16 protein-coding genes are annotated in these 16,904 nt (G+C 70.4%); 6 read left to right on the top strand and 10 right to left on the bottom strand.

What is annotated here, in order from left to right:
- Window positions 1–98 precede the first annotated feature (98 nt).
- Genes JYJ93_RS28940 through JYJ93_RS28925 form a run of 4 tightly spaced genes read right to left on the bottom strand, consistent with a single transcriptional unit; the run spans window position 99 to window position 4,264 of the window.
- Window positions 99–977 (bottom strand): alpha/beta fold hydrolase, encoded by an 879-nt coding sequence (locus JYJ93_RS28940; RefSeq protein WP_206797641.1) that lies wholly within the window; start codon window positions 975–977, stop codon window positions 99–101.
- Window positions 974–2,722 (bottom strand): DUF885 domain-containing protein, encoded by a 1,749-nt coding sequence (locus JYJ93_RS28935; protein ID WP_206797639.1) that lies wholly within the window; start codon window positions 2,720–2,722, stop codon window positions 974–976. The genes JYJ93_RS28940 and JYJ93_RS28935 overlap by 4 nt, the downstream gene beginning before the upstream one ends.
- A gap of 27 nt (window positions 2,723–2,749) precedes the next feature.
- Entirely contained in the window at window positions 2,750–3,337 is a 588-nt protein-coding gene (locus JYJ93_RS28930) for an NYN domain-containing protein (protein WP_120620931.1), read from the bottom strand.
- A gap of 39 nt (window positions 3,338–3,376) precedes the next feature.
- The gene (locus JYJ93_RS28925; protein WP_206797637.1) at window positions 3,377–4,264 is read right to left on the bottom strand and encodes a LysR family transcriptional regulator; all 888 of its coding nucleotides are present in this window, start codon (window positions 4,262–4,264) and stop codon (window positions 3,377–3,379) included.
- Between the two features lie 113 nt (window positions 4,265–4,377).
- On the opposite strand from JYJ93_RS28925, the gene JYJ93_RS28920 reads away from it, so the two are divergent.
- Complete coding sequence (locus JYJ93_RS28920) at window positions 4,378–5,310, top strand: MBL fold metallo-hydrolase (RefSeq protein WP_206797635.1); 933 nt, start codon at window positions 4,378–4,380, stop codon at window positions 5,308–5,310.
- Here the strand turns inward: JYJ93_RS28920 and JYJ93_RS28915 are convergent.
- Window positions 5,243–6,256, bottom strand: a complete 1,014-nt coding sequence (locus tag JYJ93_RS28915) for a helix-turn-helix domain-containing protein (RefSeq protein ID WP_206797625.1) — start codon at window positions 6,254–6,256, stop codon at window positions 5,243–5,245. The genes JYJ93_RS28920 and JYJ93_RS28915 overlap by 68 nt on opposite strands.
- 128 nt (window positions 6,257–6,384) lie before the next feature.
- Here JYJ93_RS28915 and JYJ93_RS28910 point away from each other — a divergent pair, with 128 nt between their 5' ends.
- Together JYJ93_RS28910 and JYJ93_RS28905 are read left to right on the top strand one after the other, a co-directional pair.
- Window positions 6,385–6,753, top strand: a complete 369-nt coding sequence (locus tag JYJ93_RS28910) for a hypothetical protein (RefSeq protein WP_206797622.1) — start codon at window positions 6,385–6,387, stop codon at window positions 6,751–6,753.
- Entirely contained in the window at window positions 6,750–7,088 is a 339-nt protein-coding gene (locus JYJ93_RS28905; protein WP_206797612.1) for a DUF3817 domain-containing protein, read from the top strand. Before JYJ93_RS28910 ends, JYJ93_RS28905 begins: the two co-directional genes overlap by 4 nt.
- On the opposite strand, the gene JYJ93_RS28900 is transcribed toward JYJ93_RS28905, so the two are convergent.
- Together JYJ93_RS28900 and JYJ93_RS28895 are read right to left on the bottom strand one after the other, a co-directional pair.
- Window positions 7,057–8,439, bottom strand: a complete 1,383-nt coding sequence (locus JYJ93_RS28900; protein ID WP_206797610.1) for a hypothetical protein — start codon at window positions 8,437–8,439, stop codon at window positions 7,057–7,059. The two genes, JYJ93_RS28905 and JYJ93_RS28900, sit on opposite strands and share 32 nt — an antisense overlap.
- Before the next feature lie 88 nt (window positions 8,440–8,527).
- Window positions 8,528–8,935, bottom strand: coding sequence for a MarR family transcriptional regulator (locus tag JYJ93_RS28895; RefSeq protein WP_206797608.1), 408 nt, complete (start codon window positions 8,933–8,935; stop codon window positions 8,528–8,530).
- A 94-nt stretch (window positions 8,936–9,029) separates the two neighbouring features.
- Here JYJ93_RS28895 and JYJ93_RS28890 point away from each other — a divergent pair, with 94 nt between their 5' ends.
- Complete coding sequence (locus JYJ93_RS28890; protein ID WP_206797591.1) at window positions 9,030–10,115, top strand: aldo/keto reductase; 1,086 nt, start codon at window positions 9,030–9,032, stop codon at window positions 10,113–10,115.
- Here JYJ93_RS28890 and JYJ93_RS28885 read toward each other — a convergent pair.
- Window positions 10,109–11,041: a LysR family transcriptional regulator gene (locus JYJ93_RS28885; protein ID WP_206797589.1), complete on the bottom strand. Its 933-nt coding sequence runs from the start codon at window positions 11,039–11,041 to the stop codon at window positions 10,109–10,111. The genes JYJ93_RS28890 and JYJ93_RS28885 overlap by 7 nt on opposite strands.
- Window positions 11,042–11,134: 93 nt before the next feature.
- On the opposite strand from JYJ93_RS28885, the gene JYJ93_RS28880 reads away from it, so the two are divergent.
- Complete coding sequence (locus JYJ93_RS28880) at window positions 11,135–12,019, top strand: NAD-dependent epimerase/dehydratase family protein (protein WP_206797587.1); 885 nt, start codon at window positions 11,135–11,137, stop codon at window positions 12,017–12,019.
- Window positions 12,020–12,077: 58 nt separating this feature from the next.
- On the opposite strand, the gene JYJ93_RS28875 is transcribed toward JYJ93_RS28880, so the two are convergent.
- Both JYJ93_RS28875 and JYJ93_RS28870 read right to left on the bottom strand, forming a co-directional pair.
- Window positions 12,078–13,613, bottom strand: a complete 1,536-nt coding sequence (locus JYJ93_RS28875) for a DUF1501 domain-containing protein (RefSeq protein ID WP_206797584.1) — start codon at window positions 13,611–13,613, stop codon at window positions 12,078–12,080.
- Window positions 13,614–13,618: 5 nt separating this feature from the next.
- Window positions 13,619–15,301, bottom strand: coding sequence for a DUF1800 family protein (locus tag JYJ93_RS28870; RefSeq protein ID WP_206797582.1), 1,683 nt, complete (start codon window positions 15,299–15,301; stop codon window positions 13,619–13,621).
- Window positions 15,302–15,504: 203 nt separating this feature from the next.
- Here JYJ93_RS28870 and JYJ93_RS28865 point away from each other — a divergent pair, with 203 nt between their 5' ends.
- Window positions 15,505–16,896 carry a hypothetical protein gene (locus JYJ93_RS28865; RefSeq protein ID WP_206797580.1) on the top strand — a complete coding sequence of 464 codons (1,392 nt, stop codon included), beginning with the start codon at window positions 15,505–15,507 and terminating at the stop codon, window positions 16,894–16,896.
- Window positions 16,897–16,904: the final 8 nt, after the last annotated feature.

The raw sequence follows: 16,904 nt of genomic DNA, 5'->3' as shown, positions 1-16,904 counted from the left end.
CCCGGCTGCGCAGCATGCCATGCCTGGAATGGAATGATCGCGCCTGGGCAGATTCCTTACATCCAGCCGGCCCCTCGGCTGCTTCCCAACCTCCACATTCAGAGAAAGCGCGAGAAGAACGCCAGCACCCTGCGTGGATATTCTTCGGGGGAGGCCTGGACGTAGCTTTCGTGCCCCACGCCCGGGACGCGCCACTTCTCCCAGGGGCCTTGACCCTGGCGAAGCAGGTTTTCCAGGGCCGCGTCCGGCACCCATGGATCCGACTCGCCCGCCACCAGCAGCACGGGGCGGCCCGCGAGCGCGGCCATGTGCCGCGCGGGCTGCACGGCGTTCACGTCCACGCCCGCGCGCTTCATCACCCCCAGCGCCGGCCACAGGCCCAGGGGCCCCCAATGCCCCAGCTCATCCTGGAGCGCCTGCGCGGGGGCGACCGCCGCGGCTTCGACCACGACGGCCTTGAGGCGCGGATCCTCCGCCGCGGCCTTCAGCACGGAGTAGCCCCCCAGGGAGAACCCGAGCGCGCCGATGCGCTTCGCATCCACCTCTGGCTGGAGCGCGGCGAAGTCCACCGCCGCCCGCACCTGGGCCGCCTCGCGGTCGCCGTAGGTGGACACCGTGCCGCCGCTCTCGCCGTGCGCGCCCAGGTCGAAGAGCACCAGCCCGTACCCGGCCTTCGCCAGGAACCGCGCCTCGGGCAGAAGCTGCGTGCGGTTGCCCGACAGCCCATGGACCAGGACGACGAGCGCCCCGTCGCGTGGCGGCAGGTACCAGCCCTTGAGCTTCAGGCCGTCACGGTCCTGGAACGCCACGTCGCGCAGGCCCGCGAGCTCCGCGTCCTTGGGAGGACTGCCCACGGGTTGCCGGGGCGGGTGCACCTCCTGGGAGATGTAGCGTGCGCTGCGCACCGCGACCCAGGCCGCCATCGCCAACAGGGCCACGCCTCCCAGCAGGAGCCCGGCGACGAGCGGACGCTTCACGCGGACTCCCGGGCCACCCACGCGTCGACCTTCGCCTCCAGCACGTCCAGCGGCAGGGAGCCGGTCAGGAGCACCACGTCGTGGAAGGCCTTCACGTCGAAGCGCGTCCCCAGCGTGGCCTCCGCCTTGTCCCGCAGCGCGCGGATCCGCAGCTGGCCGACCTTGTACGCCAGCGCCTGGCCGGGCCACGCGATGTAGCGGTCCACCTCGTTGGTGACGTCCAGCTCCTGGCGCGGCGCGTTCTCCATGAAGAAGTCCAGCGCTTGCTTCCGCGTCCACCGCTTCGCGTGCAGGCCGGTGTCCACCACCAGCCGCACCGCGCGCCACATCTCGTAGGCGAGCTGGCCGAACTTGTCGTACGGGTCGTCGTACAGGCCCAGCTCGTCGCCCAGCGACTCGCTGTAGAGCGCCCAGCCTTCATCGAAGGCCACGTAGGACGTGAAGCGGCGGAAGTCCGGCACGTCGGGCTGCTCGGAGGCCAGGGCCAGCGCGAGGTGGTGGCCGGGCATGGCCTCGTGCATCGTCAGGGGCACCATCTCCCAGATGGGCCGCGTCTCCGGCCGGTAGAGGTTCACCTGGAAGGTGCCCGGGCGAGAGCCGTCCGCGGCGGCCGGGAAGTAGATGGCCGTCGTCACGTCCGGGGCCATGGCCTCCGGGATGGGTTCGACGACGTAGGCCTTCTTCGGCATCGTCCGGAACAGCCGCGGGAGCAGCGGGTCGATGCGCCGGGCCAGCGCCCGGTAGCGCGCGAGCAGCGACTCGCCCGTGGGCTCGTAGAAGCGCGGCTCCGTGCGCAGCATCTCGAAGAATCCCTGGAGCGTGCCGGTGTAGCCCGTGCGCGCCATCACCGCGTCCATCTCCGCGCGCAGCCGCTGGACCTCCGCGAGCCCCGTCGCGTGGATCTCCTCGGGCGTCAGGCGCGTCGTCGTGTGCCGGCGCGTGAGCACCGTGTACAACGCCTCGCCGTCCGGGAACTGCCACACGCCCACGTCTTCCGGCGCGGCGGGCAGGTACTCCGTGGTGACGAAGTCCAGGGCGCGCTTGAGCGCGGGCACCACGGTGTTCGCGATGGCGTCTCGGCCCGCCTGCGAGAGCCTCCGCGCGTCTTCGGGAGAGAAGTCCTTCGGCATGCGGGTGAAGGGACCATGGAAGCCGCTCTCGGTCGGATCCTTCACCACCTGCCGCTCCAGCTGCGGCGGGATGCGCTGGAGCACGATGCGCGGGTGGATGCGGTGCTGGCGCATGCCCTCGCGCATCAGCGCCACCACCTGATCCGCGTAGGCGCCGAAGCCCTCCAGCCGCTTCACCCAGTCCTCGTAGTCCCGCACCGTCTCGAAGCGCAGGGTGTCCGCGAGCTGGTACGCCGTCTGGAGCCCCGGCGGTTGCTTGAGCCCCTCCGGCAGGCCTCCCAGCTGGTTCAAGGGCAGCAGGTGGCTCTTCACCCCGTACTCTTCAATCCAGGTCTCGTGCATCCGGCGGAAGAGGTCCAGGTGCAGCCGGTCCGCGTCGCTGTCCAGCGCGGCGCGGTCCACGTCCTTCAGCAGCCGCAGCACGGCGTGGCTGTGCTGGTGGTCCGCCGCCAGCGCCGTGAGGCTCAGGTCATCCCAGCGGTCGTTCCAGCGCCGGTCCCCCAGGAGTGACGCGTACGTGGGGTACTGCTGGAGCGAGTACTGCCACTCCGCATCCAGCAGGGTGTGCAGCGAAGCGGACGCGGCGCCGCGCTGGGGGACGGACTCGGATGACATGGACGGACTCCGGAAGGGACACCGCGGCTAGACGAACAGCGAAGGATCGAACTCGTCCACGTTGACCGGCAGCAGCCGGGGAAGGGGACGCTGGAACACGCGGGCGTTGAGCTCCAGGTCCACGACCTTCAGGCCCATGGGGGTGAGCTCGCGGAACTTCTGGCTCACGTATTCGCGCAGGCCGAGCACGGCGACCTGGCGCTTCTCCTCCAGCAGGGGCTTGAGCGCCTCCGCGAAGTCCGCGCCGTCATGGCTGGCCAGGCCCACCGCCGCTCCCGGGCGCTGGGTGCGGATGTTCTCCAGCAGCTTGAGGATGCCCAGGTCCACGACCTTTTGATCCGGCCGGCCGTGCAGCAGCGCCACCTCACAGCCCGCGGACTTCAGCGCGCGCACGAAGCCAATCATCGCGTCCGGCAGCTGCTCGCCGCGCGAGTTGAGCACCACCACGCAGCGCACGGGCTTGGGGAAGTACGTGTCGCAGAAGGCGACCAGCCGGTCGAACTGCACCCGGTCCTGGGGCTCGGGCTTGCGCCCCACGATGTTGGAGACGGCCCAGTCGACGTTCTCGGCGTCGATGAGGACGTAGGATGCTGCGGCGGGACGGGCGGATTGCATGGTGGGGACAATACGCGGGGTTCTGGCCGTTGGGGGTTTTCATCGACCCAGGCGAATTCGTTGGAACTCCTCCTGCAACAGCTCTGACACGCGCCGCACCCGGGGAATATCCAGCGCGGACTTCGCGCAAACCAGGTGGGTCACGCTCCGGGAGAAGGGCCCCAGGTCCAGCTCCAGCGGCACCAGCTGCGTGGAGCGGGTGAAGCGGTGCGCCATGCGCGCCATCACCATCGCGCCCAGGCCCGCCTCCGCCGCCGAGAGCATCACCAGGTAGTTGTCCGCCGTGAAGGACGGACTGAAGCCGGGGATCATCGACTCCAGCTGGGGATTGGGCGGGACGGCTTCGAAGGGGGGCGCCCAGGCCACCCAGGGCAACTGCTGGAGCGACACCTTCTTCGGCAGCCTGGCCTTGAGGGCCTTGGACACGAAGACGCCGTTGGTGAGCTCCAGCGTGTCCACGAGCTTCAGGTCCGCGCTGGTGGGCGGCCGTCCGCGCAGCGCGAGGTCCGCCTCTCCGCGCGCCAGGTCCAGGTATTGAATCTGGGACTGCACCTCCAGGCGCAGGCCCGGGTGCTTCTGGGCGACGAAGGCGGCGAAGGGGGCCACGAAGTCGAAGCTCATGAAGGGCGTGGCCGTCACGCGCACGATGCCCCGGGGGGCGCTGTCCGCGGACTCCGCCGCGCGGTGCAGCTCCCCGGCCCACTCCGCCATCTTCTTCGCGGGCACGAGCAGCCGCTCTCCCGCTGAAGTGAGCGCTGCGCCATCCACGCTCCGGCGGAACAGCGCGGAGCCCACCGCGTACTCCAGCGCGGCCAGCCGCCGGCTCACCGTGGGCTGTCCGATGCGCAGCCGCCGCGCGGCCCCGCTGAAGCTGCCCGTCTCCGCGATGGCGAGGAACAGCCGGGCGTCGTCCCAGGAGATATCCATGAATGGATGGCATCATGCCGTTTTCGCGGATTTCCATCCACGGGCGCATCGCGCATCGTGCCGCCTGTCCCGAACGCCCGGTGCCTCGCGCCGGAAGGAAGAAGGAGTCCGCCATGAAGTCGTCCCTGCTCGCGCTCTGTCTCGGTATCGCTGGGCTCACCACCGGCTGCGCCACGTCCTCGCACGGGGTCCAGAAGTCCGCGCTCGGCGTGACGCGGCCGGCGGACGCGGTGCTCGCGGAGTTGGACGTGCCCGGCCCGGTGGAGCTGGAGACGGTCACCTCGTGCGACTGGGCCGTGGACCGGAGCGGCCTCATCAACCTGGACCACCCGACGGCGAAGGCGGCGCACCTGGAGGAAGGGGACGAGCCCGCGCAGGTCTTCTTCCACGCGCTGCGCCACCCCACGAAGGGGATGTACATCGTGGACACGGGCGTGGAGACGGCGCTGCGGGACGCGCCGGAGCGCTCGGCGCTGGGCAGCATCATCACGAGCGCGATGCACATGGAGAAGATGAAGGTGCTGGCGCCGCTGGGCGAGTGGCTGGCGAAGCAGCCCCAGCCGCTCTCCGGCGTCTTCCTCACGCACCTGCACCCGGACCACATCAGCGGCATGGCGGACGCGCCGGCGGGGACCCCTGTGTACACCGGCCCGGGCGAGGCGGGCCTGCGCGCCTTCCGGAACCTGGTGGTGCAGGGCGCCACGGACCGAGCGCTGAAGGGCAAGCCGGCGCTGTCGGAGTGGAACTACACGGCGGACCCGAAGGGCCTCTTCGACGGCGCGGTGGACATCTTCGGAGACGGCTCCGTGTGGGCGCTCTGGGTGCCGGGGCACACGCCGGGCAGCACCGCGTACCTCGTGCGCTCCACGAAGGGGCCGGTGCTGCTGCTGGGCGACGCCAGCCACACGCGCTGGGGCTGGGAGCACGACGTGGAGCCGGGCACCTTCACGGAGGACGGGCCGCGCGGCGTGGAGAGCTTCAAGAAGCTGCGCGCCTTCGTCGCGGCGCACCCGAAGGTGGAGGTGCGCTTCGGCCACCAGCACTGAGGCGGGCTGCTCCCCGGAACGCGCGGCGGTAGGCGAGGGGGCTGGTGGTGACGAAGCGCTGGAAGTGTTCGCGGAACGTGGTGGGCGAGTGGAAGCCCACCGCTTCCGCGACGGCCTCCACGGACCGGCCGGTGGTCTCCAGCAGGTGCTGGGCGCGGCGCACGCGGGCGCGCAGGAGCCACTGGAGCGGTGTGGTGCCGGTCTGTTCCCGGAAGCGGCGGCTCAGGGTGCGCTCGCTCATCGCCGCCTTCCGGGCGAGGGCTGGGAGCGTGAGCGGGCGGTGCAGGTGGTCCTCCATCCAGCGCAGGAGCGGCTCCAGCGACGCGCCTTCCGGTGACGGCGGAGCGTGGGTGATGAACTGGGACTGGCCGCCATCGCGCTCCAGCGGCATCACGGCCAGCCGCGCCGCGTCCGCCGCCACGGCGGAGCCATGGTCGCGCCGCACCAGGTGCAGGCACAGGTCCAGGCCCGCCGCCGCGCCCGCGGAGGTAAGGAACTGGCCGTTGTCGACGTAGAGGACGTTCGGATCCACCTGGATTCGAGGGTAGCGCCGGGCGAGCTCCGCCGTGCCCATCCAGTGGGTGGTGGCGCGCAGTCCGTCGAGCAGCCCGGTCGCGGCCAGGATGAACGCCCCGGAGCAGATGGACGCGATGCGCGCGCCCCGACGCGCCGCCGAGCGGAGCGCCTTCAGGAGCTGGGGTGGAACGGGTGCGGAGACATCCGAGATGCCCGGCAGGACGATGGTGTCCGCGCGAGCCAGCGCGCCCAGGCCATGGCGGGTCTTCAGCTGGAACGCGCCCGCATGGACCTCTGGCGTCACGCCGCAGACGCGGACCTGGTAGCCCGCGCGGCCGTCCGGCAGTCGCACCCGGCCGAAGACCTCGGTGGGAATCGAGAGGTCGAAGGGCACCACTCCCTCCAGCGCGACGATGGCCACGGTGTGCATGTCGGGAGGATGCCAGGGTGGATGGCCTGGCGGGAAGTCGTCGAAAGATGGCGTTTCCGCCACTCACGGTGGGGGAAGCGCCCGTGTCATACGGACGGGGACTGACGGATTCACGGTGAGGGTTCCGGGTGTTGCTCTATCGCTTGCTGCTCCTGCTGAAGTTCGTGGGCGTGGTGCTCTACGGCGGCGGGCTCGTGGGGGCGCTGGCCGCGACGGAGTCCCGGGACCGCGAGCGCGCGGTGCACGCCATCGCGTCACCGGGGTTGGTGGTGACGTGGACGGCGGGCTACCTGCTCACGCTCCAGTTCAACATCGCGTTGACGGAGGCGTGGATATTGGGCGGGTTGACGCTGTCCCTGGTGTCGCAGCTGGCGCTGGTGGCCATGGCGTCCACCGGGCGGCGCACGCTGGCGGTGTCGCTGCTGGCGGCCGTGCCGTTCTTCTGCGTGCTGGTGTTGATGGTCTTCCGGCCGCGCTGGCCCTGGGTGGACACATGAATGCGCTGAGGCAACTGCGATGGGTGGCCTTCCTGGAGGGGATGTCCTTCCTGGGGCTGCTCTTCATCGCGATGCCGGTGAAGTACCTGTGGAACCAGCCCCTGGCGGTGCGGATTACCGGCAGCGTCCACGGGCTGTTGTTCCTGCTCTTCGTGTCGTCCCTGTTCCGCGCGGCCTCCGAACACGGCTGGACAGCGCGCCGTTCGCTCGCGGCGTTCGGCGCGTCGCTGGTGCCATTCGGGACCTTCGTGTTGGACCGCTCGCTGCGGCGGGAGGAGCAGCGAGCGGAGGAAGGCGCCACACCTACCGCAGGCGGAACGAGCCCTCGGAGATGATCAGCAGCTCCACGCCGGTGGTGGCCTTGGGGCCGAAGGCCGTCAGGGTGGCGGTGGCGCCGCCGCGCACCGCGGCATCATAAGTGGCGAAGGCGTTGACCACCGAGTCCGCGAGCGCCGTGGCGGACGCCTTGCCGGACTGTTCCAGCGCCGTGCCCAGCGCGGCTTCGAGCGTCGCGCCCGCCTGCGCTCCCACGTGCACCGCCGAGTCGAAGGCGAGCTGGTTGCTGCTCGTCACCCCCAACTGGGCCCCCATCACGGACGTGCTGCCGCCGGTGGCGAGCTGGGTGTTGTAGCTCGTCCAGGCCGTCGCGGCGGCGCTGGCGGACGTGGCGGAGGAGAGGTTCGCGCGCAGCGACGTGGCGGCGGTGTTCGCCTGCTGCACCGTCAGGTCGGTGGCGCTCGCGCCCTGGAGCAGGGCCTTCACGGCGGCCTCGGTGGCCCGGGCCTCCAGCGCGGCGGCGGCCCGCACCGACGCGTCCGCGACCGCGATCCCCGCTCCCGAGGACAGCCGCGCATCCACCGCGATGCGGTAGGCCACGCTGGCCTCTCGCTCCGCCTGCTGGTCCTGCGCGTCGTTCGCCTGGGGCGTGGCCGCGCGCACCGCCGCGAAGAACGTGTCGTAGGCGCCCGCCGCGGACTGGCCTCCCGCATCCAGCGACGCGTCCAACTGCGCGGACGCGTCCAATGACGCGCTGAAGAGCTGCTCCTGCGTGACGACCACTCCAGCCCGGGCATACGCCTTGATCCGCGTCGCCTGCGCCGCCCTCACCGCCGCGCCGAGCGCCTCCACCGACTCCGCCGCCGTCGCCTTGAGCTGGCCGCGCACCGCCGCCGCCTGCTCCGCGTTCAGCCTCGCGCGCAGGTCCACCGTGTCCACGCCCTCCGGCGAGTCCCCGTCCCGCACCATCTGGACGAAGACCTCCGCCTCCAGCGAGGACTCACTCGTGATGGGCGGCGCCGTGCGCACCTCCTGGCCGGACTGCGGCGTCGTGGAGTCCAGCACCGCGGAGCCCACCGTGACATGGGACGCGTTCACCGCCTCGATGATCAGCCGCTGCCCCGGGTCCTCCAGCTCCACCGTGTAGCTGCCATCCGCCGCGACGTCGGCCTCCGCCAACGTCGTCAGGTCGCCGGACGCCACCACGCGGCTGATCCGCACCGTGGCCGCCGCCGAGACCGTTCCGTCCCCGGCCAGCGCGGGCGCGCCGTCGGTGAGCCCCTGCGACTGCTGACCCCCTCCATTGGTGACGTGGCCCCGGACCTTCACCTTGTCGCCGCCGCCACAGGCAGCAAGCATCCAGCACACCAGTGCACCCAGAACCACTTCACCCGCGCGACGCGTCTGCATGTGTGGGGAACTCCCGGCCGGACGGAAACCGCCTCGGCGTCATGGCCGGAATTACGCACCAGGGGATCGGCCGGATTCAAGCCGCCGGTCAGCTCATCTTCTCGAGCAGGCTCCGCAGCTCGGCCTGCTCCGCCACACTCAAGCGGCCGAGCCGCGCGCCGAACGCCTCCGACAGCAGCGCGAGCCCCTTCGCCGTCACCTTCCGCCCGGCCGGAGTCACCTGCAGCCGGTGCCGCCGCAGGTCCTCGGCGTCCAGCTCCCGGCGCAGGAAGCCCGCCGCCTCCAGCCGCTTCACGTACACCGTGATGGTCGGCTTCGGCATGCTCAGGGTCGCCGCCAGCTCGGCCGGGTAGGGGTGCTCCTCCACCTGCGACAGCACGAACAGCTCCTTCGTGTCCAACCCCAACCCGGAGATGTCGGGCGAGACCCCCGCGATGACCGACATCAACAGGTTGTAGTTCAGCGACCAGATCTTCGCCGGGTCGATTTTCGACATGAGCCCTTGCGCGGAAATTGGTACAAAATTAAATCAGTTCAAGGCTGAACCAGTTCGGCCTCCCTGAAACGGTAACACATCCCCTGGAGACCCCATGCCTCTCGACCACTACGTGACGCTCGGCCGCTCCGGCCTGCGCGTGAGCCCGCTGTGCCTTGGTGCGATGACGTTCGGTGAAGATCTGGGCTGGGGCACCAGCGTGGAGGAGTCCCAGCACATCATCGACCGCTTCATCGAACTGGGCGGCAACTTCATCGACACCGCGAACTTCTACACGAAGAGCCATTCCGAGAAGATCATCGGTGACCACGTCGGCAGGCACGCCGCCCGGCGCGACCGCTTGGTCATCGCCACGAAGTTCAGCGGCAACCTCTACCCCGGCGACCCGAACGGGGGCGGCTCCGGCCGCAAGTCCATCATCTCGGCGTGCGAGAACTCGCTCCGCCGCCTGCAGACTGACTACATCGACCTCTACTGGTTGCACAACTGGGACAAGCACACGCCCATCGACGAGACGATGGCCGCGCTCGAGGACCTGGTGCGGGCCGGCAAGGTCCGCTACCTCGGCGTCTCCGACACGCCCGCGTGGAAGGTCGTCGAGGCCAACGTCACCGCGCGCTTCCGGGGCTGGTCGGCCTTCATCGGGTTGCAGATCGAATACTCGCTGCTCGAGCGCAGCGTGGAGCAGGAGCTGGTCCCCATGGCCCTGGAGCACGGGCTGGGCATCACCCCCTGGTCTCCGCTCAAGAGCGGCGCGCTCAGCGGCAAGTACACCCGCAAGAACGCGGGCCAGATGAAGGGAGACCGCGGCGCCTTCCTCGAGCCCTTCCTGAACGAGAAGACCTACGCCGTCGTCGACGCGTTGGAGGCCATCGCGCGGGCGCATGAGAGCACCCCGGCGCGCGTGGCGCTGGCGTGGGTCATGGCGAAGCCGGGCGTGGGCTCGACCATCATCGGCGCGCGGCGCATCGCGCAGCTCGAGGACAACCTGAAGGCCGCCGACGTGAAGCTCACGGCCGAGGAGATGGGCCGGCTGGATGCGCTCACGAAGCCCACGTTCGGGTTCCCGCAGAGCATGGAGCCCGTGTTCCCCTCCATCCACAACGGCGGGACGTCGGTGAACGGCGTCCAGCTGCCGGCTTCCTCGTTCGGCGTGCAGAAGGGCGACAAGGTCTACTGACCGCGGTCACCGCGGGGCCGGGGCTTCGTGCCCGGCCTCGCCTCGTCGCGCGCGAACGCGTCCGCCACGAAGTCCACGAACACGCGGACGCGGGGCGACAGGTGCCGGCGCTCCGGATAGACGACGAACACGTCGGGCCCCGGCGAGTGCACCTCGCCGAGCACGACCTTGAGCCGTCCGGAGGCCAGCGCCTGCGTGGCGACGAACTCCGGGATGCGCGCGATGCCCACGCCCTCCTGCGCCAACGTCAGCAGTGCTTCGTTGTTGTCGGACGCGAAGGGGCCGGGCACCTCCACCTCCTTGCCATCCAGCCGCCAAGGGATGCGCTGGCCGCCGCGCAGGTAGGCCAGACACGCATGGCGCTGGAGGTCCGCCACCTTCCGGGGCGTGCCATGCCGGCGCAGGTACGCGGGCGAGGCGCAGATGACGGCGCGAGACTCTCCCAGCCGCCGCCGCACGAGCCGCGTGTCCGCGCTCTCTCCCATGCGCAGCCCCACGTCCACGCGCTCCTCCACCAGGTCGATGAAGCGGTCCGTGAGCCCCAGCGCGCATTGGACCCGCGGATACGCGGCGAGGAACGCCGGCAGCCGAGGCACCAGCCAGTGACGGCCCAGGTCCATGGGCGCGGTGACGTGCAGCGGGCCCCGGGGACCCTTCGATTCACGAAGCTCGTCCTGGGCTGCCTCCAATTCCGCCACGATGCGCTGGCCCCGCTCGAAGAGGGACAGCCCCTCCGGTGTCGGCTGGAGCCGCCGGGTGCCGCGCTGGAGGAGCAGCACCCCCAGCCGGCCCTCCAGGCGGGCCACCGTCTTGCTGACCGCGGAAGGGGACACACCGAGCGCCCGCGCCGCCGCGCTGAAGCTGCCCGTTTCGAGCGTGCGCACGAAGGCACCCAGCCCGGCGAGCGGCTCCTGGATGAGGGTCATTCAAGAACTCTAGGAACAGGACATGTGCCCGGCAAGCCACTACCCGTCCATGGGGGAACAGTGCAGCTTTCCTCCCATTCACGGGAGCGGATCATGAAAGTCTTCGTGTTGGGCGCGACGGGGTACATCGGCGGGTCGGTGGCGGCGCGGTTGATGGCGGCGGGGCACCAGGTGGTGGGCACCGCGCGGACGCAGGACAAGGCGCGGGAGCTGGAGGCGCGCGGCATCCAGGCGACGGTCGCCTCGTTCGATGACCTGGACGCGCTCGCGCGGCTGGCGAAGGAAGCCGACGCGGTCATCAACGCGGCGTCCGCGGACGAGCGCAGGGTGGTGGAGGCGCTGATCGCCGCGCTCAAGGGCTCCGGCAAGCACTTCATCCACACCAGCGGCTCCAGCATCGTCGCCACTGACGCAGGCGGCGAGCTGACCCCGGGCGTGCACGACGAGGACACGCCCATCGAGCCCGTGCCGGAGAAGGTGGCGCGCATCTCGTTGGACAAGACGGTGCTGGACGCCGCGAAGGACGGCATCCACACGAACGTCATCTGCCCGTGCCTCATCTACGGCAAGGGGCTGGGGCTGAACCCGGACAGCGTGCAGCTGCCGCCGCTCATCCGGTACGCGCGCGAGACGGGCACGGCGCGCTACATCGGCAAAGGGGAGAACGTCTGGTCCAACGTGCACATCGAGGACCTGGCGGACCTGTACCTCCTGGTGCTGGAGCGCGCGCCGGCCGGGACGTTCTATTTCGCGGAGAACGGCGAGGCGAACTTCCGCGACGTGGTGACGGCCATCGGCAAGAGCCTCCACCTGCCCGTGGGCAGCATGCCCCTCCAGGACGGAGAGCGGCGCTGGGGCGTGGAGCTGGGGCGGCTGGCGCTCGCGTCCAACAGCCGCATCCGCGCGAAGCGGGCCCGCGCGCTGGGCTGGAAGCCGCACCGGCCCTCCGTGTTCGACGTGCTCGCGGAGCTGAAGTAGGCGCACGCGAAGGCCGCGAGCCTGGCAATGCTCGCGGCCTGCTCCATTCACGCCTGCGTCAGTCCAGCATGAAGCCCACCTTGGCCCTGCGCGCCTGCGCCGGGAAGTTGCGCGCCACCGCGTCCGCCAGGTAGCCGGTGAGGTTGGGGAACACGTAGTCGCGCTCGGTGCTGGTCAGCCCCAACCAGGACGCCAGCGTCCAGCCGTACTGCTCCACCGAGAGCGTGGGGATCCACCGGCCCCGCTCGTCCGTGGAGCCATCCAGCGAGCCCGTCAGGTCCAGGTTGGGGAAGGTGCCGTAGAACGCCCCGCCCGCCACGCGGCTGCCCAGGACGATGGCGTGGCCGCCCCAGGCGTGGTCCGTGCCGCTGTCGCCGTTCTCCTGCAGCGTCCGGTTGAAGTCGCTCATGGTGAAGAGCGTGGCCTGCGGCGCGTTGGCGCCGAACGCGGGCTGCGTCTCCAACAGCGCCATCGCCTTCTGGAAGGCGTCGAGCGCGAAGTCCAGCTGCTCGAAGAGCTTCGGCTGGTCCACGTTCTCGTTCTGGTGCGTGTCGAAGGAGCCGAAGCCCACGGAGAGCACCTGGCGCTTGAGGCCCAGGCCCCCCGCGCTCACCGGCATTGCGCCCGCCACCAGGTCTCGCACCACCTGGTAGAGCTGCGTGTGCAGCGTCCACCTCGGGGTGTCCTCCGTGGGCGTGGGCTCGAAGTAGTGATCGATGGTCAGGCGGGTGACCTCGGGCAGCTGCGCCCAGGCCGCCTCGCGCGCGGCGGCGCGGGCGGAGGAGAAGCCCTGCGCCGTGGTGAACACGCCCGCATAGGCCGTCTCCAGCGCGTTGCCATCCTGCGCCGCCATCACGTCCGCCAGCGCCGACTGCTGGAGCAGGTCGAAGTCCGACGGCGGCGTGTTGACGGTGCGGAACGCGAGCGTGCCGTCCGGGGCCACCACCATGGGCTTGCGCTCGGCGCCCACGCAGAAGCGCGGCTTTCCACCGAACGACGTCACCTCCGGGTAGTCCGGGGGCGTGCTGGTGTTGAGCATGTGCAGCTTGTCCGCCGCGCGGCCGCCCCAGCCCGTGACCTTGATGTCGGAGGTGACGGGGCTGGAGCCGGGGTTGGCCAGGGCGCTCGCCCACGCGTCCTGCTGGTCGCTGTGGGAGAAGAGGTTCTCCGGCACGGACGTGCCGCCGGCCAGGTAGTCCGCCTTGGTCAGCGGGAGCACCATCGGGCCCACGTTGCACACGAACGCGGCGCGGCCCGACTGGAAGTGCGCGCGCAGCCTCGAGAGCGTCCGGGGCATGCCGAAGGTGGCGGGCAGGTTCGAGGGGCTGATGAGGTCCAGCTCGGTGCTCTTCAGGCCGACGGTGGGGCGTGCATCCAGGTACGCCGCGTAGGCGTTGGCCTCCACCGGGACGATGAGGTTGTTGCTGTCATTGCCTCCCAACAGGAAGACGCAGACGGCCACGCGGCTGCCGGCGTAGCCGTTGAGGGTGGACGCCTGGGCGTTGCCCACCCAGCGGGGAAGGGCGGCCGCGGCGGCCAGGAAGCCCAGGCCCTGCGTGGCGCGCCGGAGGAACTGGCGACGGGTCGTGGTCATGGGGTTCACCGCTGGATCTGGAAGGAGGGGGAGAGGAACGTCAGGTAGAGCGCCAGCTTCTTCTTGCGGATGAGCGAGTTCGCCCGGCTGTCACCCATGGCCGTCAGCAGCTTCTGCTCCAGCTCCGGCGCCATCGTGCCGTGCAGCCAGTAGCGGCCCAGGTACGCGACCAGGTCCGTGTTGGTGGACGGCAGGAGGTCGTAGTCCACGGTGATGCCCGCGTTGGTGGCGGCGCCGGAGTAGAGGAACTCGTGGAGGAAGTTGGCGCGGGCCGTGATGGTGGCCGTGTCCAGGATGGCGAACTCCGGCCCCACGAGGCCGTCCGCGCCCGGCAGCGGCGCGTTGGGCGGGTAGTAGCTGAACACGGAGGGCGCGCGTGGCACCCACTGGTTCATCGACCTGCTCCAGGTGCTGAGCTTCAGCCCCGGGTCCTTGGTGGCCGTGTCCAGCGTGGGGTCCAACCAGCGGACCACCTGGGTGACGAACAGCGCGGGCGAGCGCAGATGTCCGTAGCCGGGCCGCAGCGCCAGGGGCGGCTGGGCGCCGCGCGCCTCCGTGTCCTCCAGGATGGCGCGCACCACCGCCTCCAGGTTGCCGCGCGTCCCGGTGCCGTCGTTCTTGAAGACGTTGGCCACGCGCCGGACGTAGCCGGGAGTCGGGTTGCTCGTGACCAGGTGCTGGATGAGCTGCTTGCTGATGAAGGGCGGGACGTTGGCGTCGTTGAAGACGTTGTTCAGCGCCTGCGTCAGGTGCGTGGTGATGGTCCCACCCGCGGTGGTGGTGACACCCCGCAGGAGCACCTGCTGGCTCTTGTCGTGGTTGTTGTCGCAGGGCATCAGCGGGTTCTTGTAGTCGGGCGTGCTGTTGGCCGCGCCCCTGGCCGGACACGCCGTGGCGTTCCAGGTCCAGCCAGACAGCGCGTGCGCGAAGGCCTTCACCTGCTCCTCGCTGTACGCGCGCTGCCGGTTGCCGTTGGCGTCCAGCAGCGGGGTGCCGTCGATGTTCAGCTTGTCCGTGCCCAGCGTGAAGAGCTGGAGCATCTCCCGCGCGTAGTTCTCGTTCGGATCAATGGGGTTGCCGTCCCTGTCGAACGCGCGGTTGTTCGCCATGTCCAGGTAGCGGCCCATGGCGGGGTTCTTCGTCACCTCCTCCAGCAGCGTGCGGAAGTTGCCGAAGGCGTGCTGCGACAGCAGGTTCATGTACCCCGCGAGCGCCACCTTGGAGTCCGGGTACGGCGTCCTCGTGGACTCCGGGATGCCGTTCTGGGAGACGACGAGGATCTGGCTGAGCGCGAACGCCACGCGCTGGCGCAGCTGATCCTCTCCCGTCACCGCGCGCTGGAAGAACTGCGAGCCCAGGTCCTGGGCGCTCTCTCCGTCGTACGGCGCGGCGGGCTGGAGCGCGAACTGCTCCGTGAGCGACTGGGTGATGCCCACGGCCATCACGTGCTCCACGGTGCCCACCGGCGCGGGGAGCACGGCGCGAGCCAGCTTGGGGCCGAAGGAGGACTGCTCCAGGAAGCGGATGCTGTTCGCCTCGCCAGGCGTCTCCAGGGACTCCGCGGCCTGTTCGGCCCGGCCCAGGACTTCCTGCTGTTCGGGGGGAGGGGACTCTGTTGCGGAAGGCCCATCGGCCTGTGTGCAGGACGTGGCACACAAGGCGAGGGCCAGGGCGGTGCGACGGAGCATCCGGTACCTCCTGGTGACTGCGGGGGTGATCGGCCCCGGAACGCCGGGACCGCGACGTCGGAAAGATTCTAGGTGATAGGTAAATTCATCTAAAGCGGTTTTTTCTGGTTGTGCCGGAACCATGGGATGCCAGAGGTTTCTTCGCGCCCGGACGCGGGGCTCGGTCCGTATGTCTGGCGACACCGTCTTCCAGCGAGCCCGTGATGCCACCCGTCCTGCCCTGGTTCTCCGCGCTGCTCCTGGGGGCGCTCTGCGCCTGCGGCGCGCCTGTCCCTTCCGAGGGCACGCCGCCCCTGGGTGAGCAGCTGGATCCCGCCCTGGCCGCGAGGCTCCGGACCGCGCGCGAGGCCGTGCTGGCGGACACGTGCTTCCGGGAGCACCCGGAGGGGGATGGGTGTGAGTGGGGCGACTTCGCCTTCGACCCTGGCGCGTTCGCGATGCGCCACGACAGCGGCGAGGCCCTCCTCGTCATCGACGACTTCCCCTCGTTGCCGCTCCGGGCGGTGCGCTACCAGAACCGCCTCCGGGGGTATTTCCGGGCGGACGGGCAGGGGCGCCTGGCGCCGGTCTCCTTCTCCTGGCGGCTCCCCGTCACGCTCTACCGGGTGCTCCAGTCATTCGCGTCGCCGGACTTCCTCCCCGCGGAGCAACTCCGCTCGCTGGAGCCGCTGCTCTCGGAGACGTACCCCGCCCAGGCCAACGCCAGCGCGGGCCATGGCAGCTTCGTGTTCTCGTTGTTGGTGGAGAACAACCCGCACCAGTCCCTGGTCCTGCTGGACACGTTGCGCTTCCAGACCTTCGCGGCCGAGGAGTTCTGCGACGCCTCCGGGACGCCCGCGTCCTTCGAGCGCCTCCGGGCGAAGGCCTCGCTCGTCGCGGACGGGCTGCGTGCCCTGATGGCGGAGCACGGCGTGCGTTACGTCAACCTGAGCTCGGGCGTGACGCTGGCCTCCGTGCGCGAGGACTGGTTGGCGTCCTGCCAGGGGCCTCTTCCCGACGACGGCGTGCTGCGCGGGAAGCTGGAGGCCTATACGCCCATCTATTCCGCGCTCTTCCACACGCCGGGCGTCTTCACGGCCCAGGCCGCCATCGACGCCGTCAGCCCCGAGGACAATCCCTTCGACTTCGCGTCGGAGGCGTTTCCCAACCGGCTGCGGGTGGGGTTCTTCACGGTGCTCGAGTCCGGACTGGACGCGGAGGGCCAGGGCTCGCATGCGTCCCTCGGCGGTTGGCCGGGACGGGCCAACGTGGACCTGTATGTGAATACGGGCGTGCTGCCCCAGCGGCCCTTCGAGCACAACCGGACGCCGCTGCTCCAGGTGGATGCCTTTGGCGTGGACATCCTGCCCATCACCCGGGCCACCACGTCCTGGGTCGCGCCCCTGGCCCTCTCCCGGTTCATCCACGCGCGGTCCTCGCACTTCGCGGGGCAGGCGCTGTCGGACGCGCTGATCCATCAGGTGATGGAGCGGATGCTGCCGCCGCGCTGCGCGGGCCTGCCCGGGGGCTCCTGCATCTACCAGGACCCGCTGCTGCACGGGCAGACGGAGGCGGTCCGGCTCAACTATCGCTCGCGGGAGTACACCGCGCCCTGAGTGCTCCC

The organism is Corallococcus sp. NCSPR001 (assembly GCF_017309135.1).
Taxonomy (GTDB): domain Bacteria; phylum Myxococcota; class Myxococcia; order Myxococcales; family Myxococcaceae; genus Corallococcus.
Note: the sequence above shows the minus strand (reverse complement) of the source record. Positions and strands in the feature narration are given on the sequence as shown.